Annotated in this window: 15 protein-coding genes; 11 read left to right on the top strand and 4 right to left on the bottom strand. The window is 65.0% G+C overall.

The features are described 5' to 3' along the window. Genes IWX89_RS17000 through IWX89_RS16985 form a run of 4 tightly spaced genes read right to left on the bottom strand, consistent with a single transcriptional unit; the run spans window position 1 to window position 6,231 of the window. Window positions 1–2,082 (bottom strand): site-specific DNA-methyltransferase, encoded by a 2,082-nt coding sequence (locus tag IWX89_RS17000; RefSeq protein WP_196904721.1) that lies wholly within the window; start codon window positions 2,080–2,082, stop codon window positions 1–3. Window positions 2,083–2,089: 7 nt separating this feature from the next. Then, a complete protein-coding gene (locus IWX89_RS16995; protein WP_196904720.1) occupies window positions 2,090–2,749 on the bottom strand; it encodes a DUF4391 domain-containing protein in 660 nt (219 codons plus the stop codon). After that, window positions 2,746–6,018 carry a helicase-related protein gene (locus tag IWX89_RS16990; protein WP_196904719.1) on the bottom strand — a complete coding sequence of 1,091 codons (3,273 nt, stop codon included), beginning with the start codon at window positions 6,016–6,018 and terminating at the stop codon, window positions 2,746–2,748. The genes IWX89_RS16995 and IWX89_RS16990 overlap by 4 nt, the downstream gene beginning before the upstream one ends. Beyond that, a complete protein-coding gene (locus IWX89_RS16985; protein ID WP_196904718.1) occupies window positions 6,019–6,231 on the bottom strand; it encodes a helix-turn-helix domain-containing protein in 213 nt (70 codons plus the stop codon). Window positions 6,232–6,494: 263 nt separating this feature from the next. Between IWX89_RS16985 and IWX89_RS16980 the strand changes: the two genes are divergently transcribed. From IWX89_RS16980 to IWX89_RS16930, 11 genes are all read left to right on the top strand, one after another. After that, a complete protein-coding gene (locus tag IWX89_RS16980) occupies window positions 6,495–7,352 on the top strand; it encodes a helix-turn-helix transcriptional regulator (protein ID WP_196904717.1) in 858 nt (285 codons plus the stop codon). 158 nt (window positions 7,353–7,510) lie between these two features. After that, entirely contained in the window at window positions 7,511–8,593 is a 1,083-nt protein-coding gene (locus IWX89_RS16975) for an ArdC-like ssDNA-binding domain-containing protein (RefSeq protein ID WP_196904716.1), read from the top strand. Next, complete coding sequence (locus IWX89_RS16970) at window positions 8,593–9,495, top strand: bifunctional DNA primase/polymerase (RefSeq protein WP_196904715.1); 903 nt, start codon at window positions 8,593–8,595, stop codon at window positions 9,493–9,495. The genes IWX89_RS16975 and IWX89_RS16970 overlap by 1 nt, the downstream gene beginning before the upstream one ends. Continuing rightward, the gene (locus tag IWX89_RS16965; protein ID WP_307836613.1) at window positions 9,492–10,136 is read left to right on the top strand and encodes a DUF2637 domain-containing protein; all 645 of its coding nucleotides are present in this window, start codon (window positions 9,492–9,494) and stop codon (window positions 10,134–10,136) included. The genes IWX89_RS16970 and IWX89_RS16965 overlap by 4 nt, the downstream gene beginning before the upstream one ends. Continuing rightward, complete coding sequence (locus IWX89_RS16960) at window positions 10,133–10,543, top strand: hypothetical protein (RefSeq protein ID WP_196904714.1); 411 nt, start codon at window positions 10,133–10,135, stop codon at window positions 10,541–10,543. Before IWX89_RS16965 ends, IWX89_RS16960 begins: the two co-directional genes overlap by 4 nt. An 88-nt stretch (window positions 10,544–10,631) precedes the next feature. After that, window positions 10,632–11,471, top strand: coding sequence for a hypothetical protein (locus IWX89_RS16955; RefSeq protein WP_196904733.1), 840 nt, complete (start codon window positions 10,632–10,634; stop codon window positions 11,469–11,471). A gap of 4 nt (window positions 11,472–11,475) precedes the next feature. Next, window positions 11,476–12,450, top strand: coding sequence for a ParB N-terminal domain-containing protein (locus IWX89_RS16950; RefSeq protein ID WP_196904713.1), 975 nt, complete (start codon window positions 11,476–11,478; stop codon window positions 12,448–12,450). After that, on the top strand, window positions 12,450–13,130 hold the full coding sequence (locus IWX89_RS16945; RefSeq protein WP_196904712.1) for a hypothetical protein: 681 nt from the start codon (window positions 12,450–12,452) through the stop codon (window positions 13,128–13,130). Before IWX89_RS16950 ends, IWX89_RS16945 begins: the two co-directional genes overlap by 1 nt. 12 nt (window positions 13,131–13,142) lie before the next feature. After that, complete coding sequence (locus IWX89_RS16940; RefSeq protein ID WP_196904711.1) at window positions 13,143–14,315, top strand: M23 family metallopeptidase; 1,173 nt, start codon at window positions 13,143–13,145, stop codon at window positions 14,313–14,315. 2 nt (window positions 14,316–14,317) lie between these two features. Beyond that, window positions 14,318–14,584: a DUF6112 family protein gene (locus tag IWX89_RS16935; RefSeq protein ID WP_165070399.1), complete on the top strand. Its 267-nt coding sequence runs from the start codon at window positions 14,318–14,320 to the stop codon at window positions 14,582–14,584. A gap of 157 nt (window positions 14,585–14,741) precedes the next feature. Beyond that, window positions 14,742–17,204, top strand: a complete 2,463-nt coding sequence (locus IWX89_RS16930; RefSeq protein ID WP_196904710.1) for a GTPase — start codon at window positions 14,742–14,744, stop codon at window positions 17,202–17,204. Window positions 17,205–17,223 lie beyond the last annotated feature (19 nt).

The following is a 17,223-nucleotide window of genomic DNA, read 5'->3' as shown; positions in this document are numbered from 1 at the left end:
TCAGAGCACCTTGACGTTCGTGTCGGGCGAGAGCTGCTCGAAGATCTGTCCTGCGTTGATGCGGGCTGCGTCGGTGGCGAACGCGGTGTCCTTGAACACGGCCTTCAGCGGCTTGCGCTTCGCCAGGTTGCGGATTAGATCGTCATCAAGGTCGTCATCGAAACACGCGAGCAGCGCATCGTCTTCCACCGATAGCACTTCGTGACCACCGATCGGCTCAACGGAAATCGGCGATGAGAGGTCCACCCCCCAATCGATGAGTACTTCGAAGAGCACGTCGTCGTTCGAGCGATCGGTCTTCACGCTCTCGACAAGGTCGACGAGGGTGACCTGGTCGGCAGTGTCGGGCGTCATCGCGACATCGGCGAAATTGCTCGTGTCGATCGTGAAGGCGCGGAAACCGCCGTCGCCGTTCCAATCGGACGGCTTGCGGTTCGCGACCACGAGTTCCCCTGCCTTCCCAATCCGGATCTTTGTGAGTTCGGCAATCGTCAGCGGCTTGCCGAGCTTCTCCAGGAGCTTGATCGCGTTCTGGATCGTCGTCTTTGACGAGCCGGTCGCCGTCTTGAGGTTGTCCTCCAGTCGCTCGGGGAGCTGCACGAGGATCACCGGGCAATTTAGCCCGGTTCGAGCGCAGAGGTCGAAGACCGCCTCCGCGGTTGTGCCCGAACCGGCAAAGAAGTCCATGACGATCCCACTCTTGCCGCCGAGCACGTACTCGAATAGGCGAGAGAGTTCGGTGTGATCCTTCGGGTTATTGAACACCTGCGCGCCCATCAGCCCCCGAAGGTGCTTCACCGACACTTGCGATTGCTTGTAGAAGTAGGTGCCTCGAACTTGCAACGCAAGTTCGACGTCGTCGTCATTGTTCTGCTGGACTTCCTCGGCATCATCCTCACCTGCGATCGGACGGAGGTGAGACTTCCTGAATGGGGGCTCGGTGTGGTCGTCGCGGAAAACGACGATCCCGAGTCGGATCTTCTCTTTCATCGTCTCCGGGTCAGGCCAGATCCAGCCGCGCTCCGGCACCTTGCACGGCTGCCCAGTCACGGGATGGATAACGTCATATCGAGGGCCGCCGCCGCCCGGCCACGAGATGTTGTCGTCACGCCATGGCCCATTCGCATCGACTCGCTTGTAGCGCGCCCACTTCTTCGAGGGGTCCGTCCGCGGGAGCGCGGCGAACCAAGCGGAGAGATCCTTCTCTGTGGCGGCGTCGGTGGCGTGCATCTCGCGAAGCCGGAGATACTCGTCCCAAATTTCACGGGCACCGGGCTTCTCCTCGCGCCATGTGGTCTTCTGCTCGCGGAGGTATGACTTCGACTTCGCGTAGACCATGACGTACTCGTGGCCGTTGGAGAAGAACTTTGCGTCGTTCTTCCGCCCTTTCTCCCACACGAGCTGCGCGATGAAATTCTGCTCGCCGAACACTTCGTCCATGAGCCGCCGGAGGGACGCCTGTTCTGCATCGTCGATGCTGACGAGGATCACGCCGTCCTGAGCGAGGAAGCGCTTTGCTAGTCGCAACCGAGGGTAGATCATGCTCAGCCAGTCCGAGTGGAAACGACCGTTCGACTCGGTGTTTGCCACGAGGCGTTCGCCCGCTTCGTTAACCTGACCCGACTGCCAGAGGTACTCCTGCTTCGAGGTCGCGAAGTCGTCGCGATAGACGAGGTCGCCGCCCGTATTGTAGGGCGGGTCGATGTAAATGAGTCGAACCTTACCGAGATACGACTCCTGGAGGAGCTTCAACGCTTCGAGGTTGTCTCCCTCGATGAACAGATTCTTCGTGGTGTCGAACGCGATCGAGTCCGCACGGTTCGGCCGCAGGGTCTTCGAGATGGGGGCGTTCGAAGCAAACTCAGCGGCGAGCTTGCCCGGCCAGTCGATCTGGTAGACCTCCTTCGCGCCATCGACAACGTAGTCGCTGATCTCCTGGCGCAGCGCCTCGAAGTCGACGCGATGCACGAGGTTACCCTCGTCGTCGCGCCCCTCGGTGACCACCTGCGGGAATAGCGCGGCGATGGCCTCGACGTTCTTCGCGGTCACATCAGCCGATTGCAGCTCTAGCTTGTCCATCATCTACCTCTCACAGCAGGCTCGCGAGCGAAGCCTGGCGGTCTTGCAGTTCCCGGCGCAGCTCGATCTTGCGATTGAGCTGGGGCTCTGTGCGGAGCTTGCGCTCCAGTGTGGCGATCTCGCGTTCGAGCCTGCGCGCCCGTTCCATTCTGTCTGTGGCATGCGACACTGACTCACCACGGCGTGTCGCCACGGGCAGCAGTGATGCGAGCAGTGCTTCGTAGAGGTTCGGGAGGTCGAGCGCGGTGGGCAACGGTGCCCGCGGTGCGTCGGCTGGCAGCCATTCCGTCGCGAAGTATGACCCCAGCTTCGGCGTCGCGCTGCCTAGGGTCTTGTGAGCAGCGACCATGCGAAGCCGGGCGTCGGAGCCGCGAACCAGCTCGAAGATGATTGGGAAGTGCACGGACTTGTCGATGGCCGTGAGCACGTCTTCGCTGACGTCCTCCTCCTTGCTCTCTACCGTGAACACCTGAATCTCCGGCACCCCGGTCGTGCCCTTTAGCCTGACGGTGGAGTCGGCGAGCTTGTACGCCCAGGTGATGCGTTGGATGTCGCCAACGAACTTCTCCCTGAGCGCCGTTCGGACGTTTCCGTGCTCGTAGAACTTAGTCTTCGGGACCATCCGGCCGAATGCGGCGGAGGCGGGCCAGCGGTAGAGGGTGCCGGTCATGAGGTCGACTCCTCGACGATGGCCAGAAAGGCGATGAGTTCAAAGTCGTCGAGGCCGGAGATGGTCTGCACAAGCGCGGTCGTGTGACCGGGGCTGAAGAGGCTGTCGAGGTCGCGTTCCTCCGTGACGTCGATCATCGAACGGATCGCCTCGGTGAGCAGATCGCTGTACTTACTCATTTCGGCACCGTCCCGGGTGGCGACGTTGAAGACACGACAGACCTCCCAGGCGGGCTCATCGCGATTGCGGCATCCGGCGCGGATGAGATCGAGCAGGTACTTCACCTCAGTGTGATCGGCGATGACGTTGCCCTCGTCGTCGAGGTAGACGAGGTAATGCGGGTGGAGCCGGTTGCCTCGGTGGAGCATGTCGTCGGCGTTTATGTTTCGGAGCGCGAACAGTGCACCCGGCTTAAGGCCTTTCTCTCGCTGGGCCGGCACGACGGCGTGAAGTCCTTTCGGGGTACCGGCGAGATCGCCATACTCCTTGACGTAGCCGAGCAGGTCCATGCGGAAGTCGTTCAGGCCGAGGTCGGTGATCGAGACTCCGGTGCGCACGTCCTCCAGCTCGATCACTTCCTCCTGGAGCTTGCGGAGCTGCTCCTTGCGAAATGCGGTGTCGCTGGACTCCTGGGTGAGGACGTTGTCGTCGGCGGTCGCGGCGAGGTCGGCGATGACCATGCGATTCTCAACGCGCTCCTTGAGATTGATGTATTCGTCAAGCGAGATGTCAGGCCAAAAGTTCACGAGTTGGATGCGCTCATTCGTCGACCCGATCCGGTCAATCCGACCGAAACGCTGGATGATCCGCACCGGATTCCAGTGGATGTCGTAGTTGACGACGTAGTCGCAGTCCTGGAGATTCTGACCCTCCGAGATACAGTCGGTGCCGATAAGCACGTCGAGCTCGCCGGTCTCCTTCGGCATCGCGAGGTGGCGCTGCTTCGATCGGGGCGAGAACAGGGTGAGGGTCTGCTGGAAGCCGTAGCCTTTGCCGAGTGTCGTACTCGGGTTGCCTTGGCCGGTGACAAGCGCAGTCTCATATCCCTGGTGCTTCAACGCAGGGCCGAGTTCACGGTATAGGTACGAGGCGGTGTCGGCGAAAGCGGAAAAGATCAGCACTTTGCGGTTGCCGGGGTTGATCGGCTCGGCGAACTTCGCCTCAATCAAGCCTTTGAGAATGCGCAGCTTAAGGTCATGATCCGGGGTGATCGCCTTGATAGATTCCAGGAGCTGGGAGATGACGTGCCCATCGTGGGTGAGGTCACGGTTCCACGACTCGATGTCCATGTCGGCGAGGTCGATCTGTACCTTCTTGCCGACCGTGCCGCCCGCCGGCAGGTCGAAGTCGTCGTCATCGGCATCCAGGTCGGAGAAGCTGGAAGCGAGGTCGGTGACGGCCATGGCATGATTATCGATCGCGTCGAGGGCCCCGGCGACGGTCATCTCCAGTCGATTGAGGGTGAGCCGGAACGCCTCGACGCTGCTCTCCAGCCGCTTGAGCAGGTTCACTGTCATGAGCTTCTGGATGCCGCGCTCTCGGCTCGCCGCGCCCAGATTCGCCACCGAGCCGCCAGCAACGTTGCGGCCGCCGTCGACGTTGCCATACAGCAACTCATACTTCTCCAAGCGGCTGGGGAATACATAAGCGAGCGGCGCATACACTGCGAGCGTGAGCGACTGGAGTCCGTCGAAGATCTCGTTGAACGTCGGCGCGCCCGGCACATCGGTCAGGGGTGCACGCACGGATTGCGGCGGGAGCCGCTCGGGGAACGCCCCAATGTCAGCGGTGTCGTAGAACGCCTGGATGTGCCTGCGGGACCGCGCGATCGTCACCGAGTCAAGCAGCTCGAAGAAGTCGAAATCGAGCCGCGATAGGATCGCTTCCGGAGTGCGTCCTTCTGATGGCAGCTCGGACCACTCGTTGAAGGCGCGCTGCGCGTGGCGGAAGACCTCCTCGACTGTCGTCGAGATATTGAGCTTTGCAGCGAGTTGCGCGGAATCGCCCTCGTAAGCCAAGGCCAGCTGATTCCTAAGGTCGTTGAAACGGTTGTTCACCGGAGTTGCCGAGAGCATCAGCACCTTCGTCTTCACACCCTCGCGGATGACCTTGCGCATGAGGCGCTGGTACCGGGACTCCTTCTCCGCCGTGAAGTCCGCGTTGCGGAAGTTGTGGGACTCGTCGATCACGACGAGGTCATAGTTGCCCCAGTTCACCCGATCGAGTGGAATACCGAGCGACTCACCAGACTCGCGAGAGAGGTCGGTGTGGGCGAGAACGTCGTAGTTGAAACGGTCCTTCGCGAAGACGTTTGTTGTCAGGTTTGCGTTGTAGTTCGTCCAGTTCTCTGCAAGCTTTTTTGGAGCGAGAACGAGCACGCTCTTGTTACGCAGCTCGTAGTACTTGATCACCGCGAGCGCCGTGAATGTCTTCCCGAGGCCAACCGAATCAGCGAGAATGCAGCCGTTGTAGGTTTCCAACTTGTTGATGACACCTGTCGCAGCATCCTTCTGGAAGTTGTAGAGCGCGTTCCAGATCGCGGTGTCCTGGTAGCCGGTCAGGTCATTCGGCAGCACGTCCTCGCTGATGTCATCGAGGAACTCGGAGAAGAGGTTGTAAAGGATCAGGAAGTAGACCCGCTGCGGTGAGTTCTCCGCGTAGACACCCGCGATGTGTTCATACACCGTCTGCGTCACGTCGTCTAGCTGCTCGGGGTTGTGCCAGATCTGGTCGAAGAGTTGGAGATAGGTCGACGTCATCGGCGCGTCGTCGAGCTTGGTAACGACGTTGGAGACGGCATTGCCTCGCTCGTAACCGAGATCGGCCGAGGTGAAGCCCTGGAGAGGCAGATAGGCGGCTTTGTCGTCGACGACGGCGAACTGCTGCATCGGTGCGCCCGTGCGATTCGAGCGGAACGTTACCTTCTGGCGCACCCACTCGGCACACTCACGCGCGATGGCGCGCTGGGTCAGCTTGTTCCGCAGCCGAATCTCGAATTCCGATCCATACAAAGTCGACTCCCGCTGCGGGTCACGCCTCACCTCGAAGCGCCGCTGTTCTGGCACCGCCGTGTCGGTCGCCTTCACTGTGTTGAACGACGGCGCGGTGAAGATGAACTCCAATTCCTTAATTGACCCCAGCTCGCGCTTGAGAGCCTCGAACGCGAAGATCGAGAACGTCGACGCGGCAATGCGCAACTTCGAGCCCGGCTTGACCTCAGACTTCAGGTCGTCGCCGAGCAGCTCGTTGACGTTGTCGATGATGCGCACTCAGTCACGCCCCGTCGTTGAGCCCGAATCATCAGGGCCAAGCGAAGTCCCGCCGCTGCGCACCCACTCGTCGACCTCGGTGACCTGGAACTTCCAGAGACGCCCGATCTTGTGGGCAGGCATCCCCTTCTCGGCGATCCAGGCGTACACCGTGTCTTTCGTGACACCGAGGTGGGCAGCAATCTGGTCTGCCGACAGCCAGGGCTCAGCCATCAAAGAACCTCCACTCAACGCGCATCGGAACACGGATACGCCCACCTTATCGGCCAATGAGCGGATGCTGACCGGGTGTGACCGGGTTTAGCCGCATGACGCCGCCTGAAGACCCCTTGCGCTCCCCCCAGTACAGGTGACAATGGGATATGGGGCACGCGTCGCTTACGGGCAACGGCTCCGGCGGCAGCGTCCGCTACGGGCCGATCGCCGTCGAGACCAGAGAGTTCCGACGGGCGGTACCCCCTGTCGCATTCGACTGCGTGAAGCTGCTGCTCATCCGCGAAGGATCGACGATCCTCACGACGGAAAGCGACACGTTCGCCAGCGAGGGCGACCTCGTGTGTCTGCGCACCGCGACGCTCTGCGGAGGGACGCCCGAGCAGACGGTCACGATCTCGACGCTCTACATCGATACCGACTACCTCTTCGAGCTGTGGGTCTGGCAGCTCTCCACCATCGGCCACGACCGCGAATCGCTGCGCGCCTACACGATGAGGCGCGAGTTTCTGCCGCCACTGACCTGCGTGCGCCCCACACCCGAGACAGCGCACCACATCGGCCTGCTCTTTGACGACCTGAGCGCCAGCCTGACACTCGGGGCGGATGATTTCTACCACGCCCAGTCGCTCGTATCGGAGTTGCTGCACGTCGCCGCACCGCTCCTCGGCGTGACACCTCCCAGCACATCGCCCACGACGAGCACGCTCGCGGTACCCGCGCCGCGCAACCGCAAGTTCGCCCCACTGCGAGGTGAAGCACTCGCCGCGCGCCGCGCATTACACGCCGACCCGGCGAGGCACTGGTCAATCGGTGACCTCGCAGAAGAGGTGCACCTGTCGCGCCGCCAGCTCACGCGCGTGTTCTCGACCGCGTTCGGCAGGACGCCGATGGCTTACCTGTCGTTGATGCGCACCCGGGAGATGGCACGGCTACTGGCCGAGACCAACATGACCGTCGCGGCAGCTGCGTCCCAAGTCGGATGGCGCAGTCGCAGCCATGCCATCGAGGTGTTCCGGCGCAGCATCGGCGTCACCCCCAATCAGTATCGAAGCATGACCGGCGTTCGGGATGTGGACATACCCGACCGGGATTGGGACGCAATCGAGCACACCGCCTGAGGCCGCGCCCGCCACCTGATATGCCCGAATACATCCAGCGTCAGGCGCGTCCGCTCCTGACGGCGTGACCTACGTCCCTGAACCGTCTCTCGGCAACCCTGGCGCACCTGATCGACAAGAGCCCATCGGCTCTCGACCAGGCGACAGGAGGTGCACAGATGACGAGTTGGGAGGAGTCACGCGCCGCGCGCGAGGCGAAGATAGACGCGCTTCACGAACAGCTCACGGAGGCGGTCGACCAGCTCGTCTCGGGCACCGACTGGGCGCGTGCGATCGAGTTCGCTGCGCGCTTCCGCACGCGATCGTTCAACAACACCCTGCTCATCTGGGTGCAGCATATGGCCGCCTTCGAGGCCGGCCGAGTGCCCGAGCCGATGCCGAGCTACGTCGCCGGATTCAAGCAGTGGCTCTCGCTTGGCCGGTCGGTACTCAAGGGCCAGGCGGGCTACATGATCCAGGCCCCAGTCACGGCACGCTTCGCCACCGCGACGCCGTTCGATCCCCAATCCTGGCGACGACTGGAGCGAAACGAGAAGCCGCGGCCCGGTGAGGTCGTCCGCTCGAAGATGGTCGGCGTCCGTCCCGCGTACGTCTGGGATGTCACGCAGACCGCGGGCGACCCGATCCCCGAGCAGCCCAGTCCCAGACTGCTCGAAGGCGAAGCTCCCGCCGGGCTGTGGGACGGCCTCGCGCAGCTCATTCAGGCCCGCGGTTTCGCCGTGCTGCGCGTCGCGCACGCCGGTCTCATCCTCGGCGCAAATGGATTCACCGACTACCCAGCACGCACCGTGGCCGTACGGCTGGACATGGACGATGCTGCTCAGGTGAAGACCCTCGCACACGAGCTGGCGCACGTCATGTTGCACGGCCCTGATAACCCGGATGCCGCCCGCCACCGCGGCATCGGTGAGGTCGAGGCCGAGTCCGTCGCGCTGATGATTGGCGCGGCGCACGGCCTCGACACCACGAACTACACCATCCCCTACGTCTCGTCGTGGGCGACTTCGGTCGAAGGCAGGTCGGCCGTCGAAGTCGTGCAGGCAACCGGGGAACGCGTGCGCGCGACCGCGGTGAAGATCCTCGCCGAGCTACCGACGGTGCAGATCGGTGGCGGCGATCCTCCCGGCCTGACCCGCGAGACGAACGGCCGCACCACGGAACGGGTGACCGCCGAGGCCGCGGCGCCGGAAGTCATCGCGCCGCGGACGCGCACCGCCGAACTGGTCGGCCGGAGCCTGTGATGGACATCGCACGCCTCCTCGCCTCGATCGAGGGGCACGACGCTGCGATCGCGGCCCGGCAGTATGCCGAGGCAGGCATCCCTGTTTTCCCCTGCGCGGCTGGCGGAAAGCGCCCGCTCACCACGCACGGCTTCCATGATGCGAGCACCGAGCCCTCGCAAATTACCCACTGGTGGGCACGGTGGCCGCGCGCCAACGTCGGGATGCCGACCGGAACCGCCTCGGGGCTGGAGGTCGTCGACGTCGACGTGCACGGAGCAATCCGCGGCTTCGCGGCTTTTGAACGCGCCCGACGAGAGGGGCTGACCGATCACTGGGCCGCCTTCGTCCGCACACCCTCGGGCGGCATCCACGCCTACTACCCGGCCGACCCGGACCAGGTGCAGCCGTCATGGCAGGCGGCGAGCGCCGGAATCGACTTCCGCGGCGCAGGCGGCTACGTCGTCGTGCCGCCCTCGGTCGTCGTCACAGGTGTGGGGCCGTCTTCGTACGAGCTGATCAGCGCGGGCAGGTCGGACCCCGCGCCCGTCGACGCTTGCGCGCTGCGCGACTTCCTCGAGCCGCGTCCGGTGTGGCCTGCAGCGCTCGCTACCGCCATGCGCCGTGGCGTCAACGTCGATGTCGTGCGGATCGCCCAGTGGGTCGCCACCCGCGATGAAGGCGAACGGAACCGCGGGCTCTTCTGGGCCTCCTGCCGCCTGGCCGAGTCAGGGCTCGCACCCGACAGCATCCGCGCCGCACTGGCGCCAGCCGCCGAGCACGCGGGGCTGCCCGCGCCCGAGATCGCAGCGACAATCCGCTCGGCACACCGCGCCGCCGCGGGTGCTGCGGCTCCGGCATCCGTACACGCCGAAGAGCCGAGACTCACGTCGCGGCCATCTACGGGACAGGTGCTCTCGTGATCCCCGGCGACGTGCAGAGGCCAACCGGGCGACTCGCGGTATGGACCGCAGTGGCCGGGACCGTGTTCATCGCCGGTGGAGCGTTTTGGTTGTCGTTCACCGCGCTCGCGGACCTCGCGCGCCGCTCCGGCGTCGACGCGCGCCAGGCGTGGGCCTGGCCGCTCATCGTGGACGGGATCATCGTCGTCTCCACCGTCTCGGTGGTCGCGCTCGCCCAGCAGCGTGAGGCCTGGTATCCGTGGCTCCTACTCATGGCGGGTGCCGCGGTGTCGGTCGCAGCGAACGCAATTCATGCCGTGGTCGCCGCCGATGCCGACGTGCCTGCGGCGCTGGCCGGAGCGGTCGCGTCCGTCCCGCCGCTCGTGCTGCTGGCGATCACGCACCTGACCGTCGTACTCACGCGGCGCTTTCGCACGGAGCCCACGTCGATCGAGCATGAACTGGCGGCTCATACCGTCGCGAGGCAGGCGGAGTTGGCGGTGCACCTACCCCCTAAAGAACTCGCCCTGCGAATGAAGGAGGACGGCATGACGAACAAGGCGATCGCGCGTGCGACGGGCGTGCATCCATCCACTGTCGGGCGCTGGCTCACACCGCCTGCCATCGCCGCGGCTGCCGCCCAGGAAGGAGGCTCGCTGTGAACGATGCCACGCGGGACGACCCGCAGCACATCGACCACGCACGCCGCGAGGTCGATCCGAAGAGCTCCGAGCCCGCCGCTGAGGTCTCGGAACTGGCGAGGCACGGCGACCCATCGCAAGTCAAAGCCTCGACTCCGGCGATGTCGGAAGAGGAGAAGCTGCGCCGGGCGGTCGTCTGGGTGCGGCCTACCGAGCTGATTCCCACGACGACAGGGCGGGTCGTGGGGCGCGGCATCAACTTCCAGGCCGAGCTGGCCCGCCGCACCCGTGCGCTACCGGTGCACGCAGCCGCGGCGACCCGGCACGGCATCCGAGAGCGCACCCGCCGCTTGGCGCCGCTGTCAGCGTTTGGCAACTCCGGCACTCACCACCCCTCGCTCGGCCGTGACGCCATCGGACGACAGTGAGCTGCCCATGTCACCCCGCTCCCCTCACTCCTCTCACTCCGCTGCCGGCGACGACGTGCGCACCTCCCCATCAAGAGGTGGCCCGTACATGGCCGACCAGCACGACTCGTCCCCGGCGTTCAAGACGTCGGAGGGACTGCGCGCACTGCTCATCCGCCTGCACCGCGAGGGCGCGGGTGCCTGGCGTCGCGACCCGGAGGCCACGGCGCTCATGGAGTACACGGCGGCTCGGTACGTGGCACTCGCACGAAAGCACGGTCTCGACCGGTGGGAGGCCGCAGGCGCCGCATTCGACGCAATGCGGACACCCGCCGTGCGCAACGCCAACGATCCTTGGGCGGTAATTACGCGGGCCGTCCAGGTCACGCTGATCGCTGAGGAACGCGCGAACGGACTCCTCTGCTCACCACATCAGGCGCGGCGACCACAGTATTCGAGCTTCCACGATGCCGAACGGTTCAGCGACCGCGAGAACCCGCTCATCGACTACCACCCGGCATTCCGTGTCGACCCGAACGAGGAAGTCGACGACAACGCAATGAACGACGAACGACCGACCGGCATCGTCAGTGCGGTCGAAGACGCGATTGCCCTGCTCTCCCTCCTCGGCTGGCCGGAGCGCACCGCGCGCACCGCCATTGAGTACATCTGCATGCGGCTGAGCGAAGCGCCCTCCCGCGCGAGCGCCGCCGAGTCGCTGCGGCGCGACCTCCACGCCCGCGCGCTGCTCGATATCCCCTCGACCTCGTGGCACTCGCTGCTGCGCGCCATCCTCGGCAATCCCGACCCCGACCAGACCCACACCGCCGTCGGCCGCGGCGTGCTGCTGCGGCTACTCATCGGTGAGCCGCTGCGGTCGCTGCTCACCGATGACGACCTCGTACTGCTCGTCGGACTCGCCGCCCCGACCCATGCGGGAGCGCGGTGACGGGATGAGAGCGAACACCGGGCACATCGAGCTGGAGCGCACGATCGACTCGATCGTCGTCGGCAGCCGTCACCGCACCGAGCTGGGCGACATCGACGCATTGGCTGCCTCAATCGAACGCGAGGGGCTCTTGCAGCCCCCGACGGTCACTCCCGAGGGCCTGCTCTTGTGCGGCGCACGCCGCCTCGCCGCGCTGCACCAGCTCGGGTACAAGACGGTCAATGTATTCGTGCGGGCGGGCATCTCCGACCGACTGCAACGGCTCATGGCTGAGCAGGCCGACAACGTGCTGCACAAGCCTTTCACGCAGATCGAGGCGGCGGCGCTGTACCGCGAGCTGAAGGCACTCATGGCGGAGGATGCCGCACGTCGGCAGGAGACGACACAGTTCGGCGCAAGCGGGAAGATCGCAGCAAAGAACGGTGGTGCCGTCACGGCACCACCGCTAATCGGGGCCTCCGGCAAGTCGCGCACACAGGCCGCGATTATGGTCACCGGCCGCAAGTCGTACACAAGCCTGGAGCAGATCAACGACCTCCAGCGCATCGCCAACGACCCGAAGCAGCCCGAGGATGTGCGTGCCTTTGCGCGCTCGGAACTGGGGTCAATCGAGGCCGGAGCGTCGATCACGGCCGCGCACGCGCGCACCCACGCGATGCTCGCAATTCCACAGGATGAACCTGAGCCGCCCGATCTGGAGCAACTTGCCGTCGAGGCGCTGGAGCGCGCGAAACAAGGGCGCAAGCGCGGCGTGCATCCTTCCATCGCGCCAGCCGAGCCGGTGCGCTATCCGCTGCGCGCCTTCACCCTGACCTGGGATGACCTCGACGGCTGGTGGGCACACTTCGACCCCGAAGAAGTCGGCCCCGCGCTCAGCGCGGCGCAGTGGGCGCATGTCGAGACGACCGTCGCGGCCACCAACGAGTTCTTCGCCGCCGCACTAGAAGCCCGCCAGCAACGGTCAAAGGAGAGCGCCTAATGCCGCCGTCTCGATTTCCCCGCCGTCTCATAATCATCCTCGCCGTCGCCGCCGCGGTGCTCGCGGCGCTCGTCGGTGTCGGTCTCTATGGGCTGCTCCTCGCTCCGAGATCCGCACCCACCACGGCGAGTGATGTACCCCGCGAAACTCCCGGGCCTGTGCCCGCGATCCCAACGCCGACCGACGCGATTCCCTCGCTGCCGGGCATCCGTTCGACAGCGGATGCCGAGGGCTTCGCGCGCGCCGTCGCCGAGGCGCTGTTCGCCTGGGATACGGCGAGCGATTACGAACCGACCGACTACGCGCAGGTCATCGTGGACGCCGGAGACCCGTCAGGCGAAGAAGCGGCCGGTCTCGCCTCCGACGTGCGAAGCTATCTGCCGACGGCGGAGGCGTGGGCGCAGTTGCGGACCATGCAGACTCGCCAGTGGCTCACGATCGACGAAACGTATGTGCCGGACTCGTGGTCCGATGCGCTGGAGCAAGCAGCACCCGGCCAGCTCCTGCCCGGAACGATCGCCTATACAATCAGCGGCACACGGCACCGGGACGGCATCTCCGGCACTGAATCTGTCGAGTCCGCGCGGGGCGCGGTGTTCACGGTGTTTGTGACCTGCCAGCCCACTTTCGACACCTGCCACATGCTGCGACTCTCTCAGCTCGACAACCCTCTGCGATGAGCGGATAGGCCGATGAAGAAGGTCGTCCTGGCACTCGTTTTGCTGGTCGCCTCGTTTCCGGCCGCGGGCCTGATCAGCGTTGGCGTGCTGATGTCACCGGCGGCCATCGCGGCGTGCCTCTCATCGACCTCACTCAGCGTCGGGGTGGTGCCCGAGTCGCTCACCGCGACAACGCAGTCGGGAGCGACGGTGACGCTTGACCACCAGCAGCTCACGCACGCCGCGACGGTCATCACGGTCGGCGCGCAGACCGAGGGCGTCGGCCGCTCGGGTGTCGCGGTCGCGCTGATGGCCGCGCTGACCGAGTCGCGGTTGCGGATGCTTGCCAACTCGTCGGCTTACCCGGAGTCCGCCGACTACCCGAATGACGGCGAGGGCTCTGACCACGATTCGCTCGGGCTCTTCCAGATGCGCCCGACCGCGGGCTGGGGCACGGTCGCCGACTTGATGGACTCCGACTACCAGTCGGAGGCGTTCTATGGGGGGCCGAATGGGCCGAACTACCCGTCGCCCCGCGGCCTGCTTGACATCCCTGGCTGGCAGAGCATGGACCCCGGCGAAGCTGCCCAGGCCGTCGAGGTCTCGGCCTACCCCGACCGATACCAGGAGTACCGGCCCGTCGCTGAGGCGATCATCGCCGCGCTCACCCGTCGCGCCCCGATGACGGCAGAGGGCGTTCCGCTCGACGGCGTCCCCGAGTCGAGGAGACTCGTCTTCCCGCTGCCGTCGGGGACGTGGGTGAACTCGGACGACTTCGGCTGGCGCGCCGACCCCTACACGGGCGAGCCAGCGTTCCACTCCGGCACCGACCTCGCAGCGGCTGAAGGTACGTCGATCTTTGCGCTCGCCGACGGCGTGGTCAGCTATGCCGGCCTCTCAGGGGGTTACGGCGGACTCATCATCATCGAGCACACAATCGGCGGCCACCGCATCGCCTCCGCCTACGCGCACATGTGGCAGAACGGCATCTACGTCACCGCGGGCGATCGGGTCCTCGCGGGTCAGCACATCGGCGACGTGGGATCGTCCGGCAAGTCAACCGGCGCACATCTCCACTTCGAGATCCGCCCCGGCGGGACGACCTCTGCGGCCATCGATGCCGAGGTGTGGCTCGCCGAGCACGGGGTCGAGAACCTCGATGCCGCGACGACCGCGGCTCTCTGCTCGGCAGGACAGGCGGCGTAGCGATGGACATCTTCCCCGACTTCGGAGCCGTCGGCGGCGCAGCCGAGCTGCGTGCAATCGTCGGCGCACTCCTGACGTTTGTGCTGATCTTCGCCGTGCTGATGCTCGTCATCTGCGCGATCGTATGGGCGATCTCGTCGTCGAGCGGCAACATCTCGTCAGCCGTCCGCGCCCGCACCGGCTTCCTCGTCTCCATCGGAGCCGCAGCCCTGGCCGGCGTCGGCGTTACCTGGGTCAACTTCCTGCTCGGCGTCGGTGCGGGCATCTGAGTCGACCGGAGTCGCGAAGGCCGTCGTACCGCGTTGGTAATCTTCAGAGCATGAGAACATGCCGCAGCCTTGCAATGGCTCTTCGCTCCGCCGTCCGCGGGTACCAACGTCACGCTGTGCTGCGCCAAGGCCGGGCTGCTTGCCCCGTATCGGTGCGATGAGCAGTTTGGAACAGCATGCAATCAAACTCGCTGACGGGACCCACCGGACCGAGCAGCTTCTCGCCGATGCGGTTGCCGAGGCCGTCGGAATCGGTCTCAACGAGCTCACGCGGCTCGACGGGATCGTCGCCGACGCTGAGTCTCGGTTGGGCAACGTACGCGAGGAGTTGAATTCCCGCGGTCGAATCGACTCAAAGAAGGAAGATGGATTCCTCCGCGTCCTCGAAGAGGTTGTGGGAGACCTTGGAGACAGGCTAGTCGAGAGCCGTCGAGCAGCGCGTACATTCAACATCGCCTTCTTCGGACGTACCGGCACCGGGAAGAGCACGCTGCTGTCCGCACTTGGGGGGCTCAACGGTGATCTGGTGTCTGATGGTCGCAGTGACTTCACGACGGAGGTCCAGTCGCTCGACTGGCATGGGTGTCGTCTCTACGACACCCCTGGAATCAACGGTTGGGGACGGACTCGCCCCCAACCGGACCTTGAAGAGGCAGCCCGTGAGGCGGTCGAGGTCGCAGATGTCGTGCTCTTGTGCTTCGACAGCCAGAGCCAGCAAGCCTCCGAGTTTCGAAAGGTGGCCGACTGGGTGCGGGCCTACCGGAAGCCGGTGATCGCCGTCCTCAACGTGCGAAACCCGATGTGGCGCCATCCGTCACGCGTGCCCTCCCCCGCACAGCGCAGGGGACTTGCTCGCATGGTTCAGCAGCATTCTGACAACATCACGACCGAACTAGAGGCAATCGCCCTTCCGGACGTTCCCGTCGTTGCCATTAACTCGCAGCGCGCCCTTTTTGCTCGCGCGTCAACTCCCTTCACCGGGCCTGGGGCTATCGACTTGGAGGCGAACCACTCCGCGTATGGGCTCGACTACCTCAACCGCTGGTCGAACCTTCCGGTCCTCGAGGAACTGATCGCTGCGTGCATCGTCGAGGGTGCTGCGGATCTGCGGCTCGCCACGCTACGCGAGGGCCTTCAGGCTTGCCTGCGAGAGTGGGCGGGCGAGGTCGAACGTGTCGCGGGCGAGCAGCAAGCGCGGGGGGCCGCGATCGAGCGGGTCGTGGCTGAGTGGCTCAGCGTTCTCGGATACCCGAATGACGCCTGGCGCAGCGACCTACCCGGAACGCGCGACGGCGCAGACCTGCTCACCCTGCTGGAAGCGGCCCGGCGCGAGCCCTTCACAGCATCCGTCTCGGGTCGCATTGAAGGTCACGCGCGACACCTACTGCGATCGCATCTCTACCCGCATCGAGTGAAGTCGCTGCACGCTGCAGAGGATCTGATCCTCAACGCATTCGAATCCAAGAAGCGTGTCTCGGATGCCGAATTCGACCGTCGTGTCTTCGACATCGCCCCGCTCGCAAAGACAGTCGCGACAGTCGCTAGTCAGGCAGGCGAGTTCGTGGCGGACAACCTGCACCTCGCGGGGATCAACGCAAGTATTGATGTCAACCTGATCAACCGAGCCCGATCTGAAGTACTCGGGAATACCGGCATCAACCGACGCCGGGTTGCGAACGTTCTCAAGGCAACCGGCCTCCTGTCCGGCACTGCGAGTGCCATCCTCGGTGTCATTGCGTTGACCAACTTCTGGAATCCCGCTGGGTGGAGCGCGGCGGCGATATTCGCTGGCCTCGGAATCCTCAGTGCTGTTCTTAACGCGTTCGGAAAGCGAACCCGCAAACGGGCCGAGGAGAAGCGCGTCGGCGCACGCGCGTCAGCCGTGGCCGAAGGCCGCGCAGTTGTCAACGCATTCTTCGACGAGTGCGAGACGGATCAACTCGCGAGAATCCTGGTTACCTCCCGCTCACGTGCGGGCGAGCGTCTGGCGGAGCTACTGAGCGACGCGCTCCACACCCGCCGCGGAAGCCAAATCCTCATCGAGGAGGCTGCGTGGCTGCGCGCGCAGGCAGACAGCCAGACTCCGACGAAATCACCCGCCGAGGTGATTCAGCGTGCCGTTGAGAGAGTGCTTACGCTCAGCGATGCCCGGCGCGCCTCCACCGCGAGTTCCCTGCTCCTCGGGGAGGACTGGGTGGGTAATACAGACGACGCGAGCGATGCCGCTGACCTTTCGCAAGTTGATCGCGAGCGTCTTGAAAGAGCGGGGAAAGCGGCTCGCGCCGAGTTTGCCGCGTACCTCACGGGGAGATTTCGGGCTGAACGTATCCCGCTGATCAGGCAGTGGCTTGGGAGTGCCTACTCGTCGGAGTTCCTGGACGAGCAGACGCAAGCGGGTATCGCGGCCGCTCAGAGCCTCCTTGACAGCCCGCCAAGGGTGGTGGTCGTCGGCGACTACAGCTCGGGCAAGACCAGCCTGGTCAAACGGCTGCTCGCGGAGGCGGAGATTGAGACTGCCACCGGACTGCGCGTTGAGGCAAGCCCCAATACCGTTCAGTTAAGCTTGCCCGTGTTACGTTGGGGGTATGGCGCGTACGGGGTGGGTGAAGCCGGTCTCTGATCGCCGGTTGTCGGATTTG

It is taken from the genome of Cryobacterium sp. MP_M3 (assembly GCF_015752155.1).
In the GTDB taxonomy this organism is placed as follows: domain Bacteria; phylum Actinomycetota; class Actinomycetes; order Actinomycetales; family Microbacteriaceae; genus Cryobacterium.
Note: the sequence above shows the minus strand (reverse complement) of the source record. Positions and strands in the feature narration are given on the sequence as shown.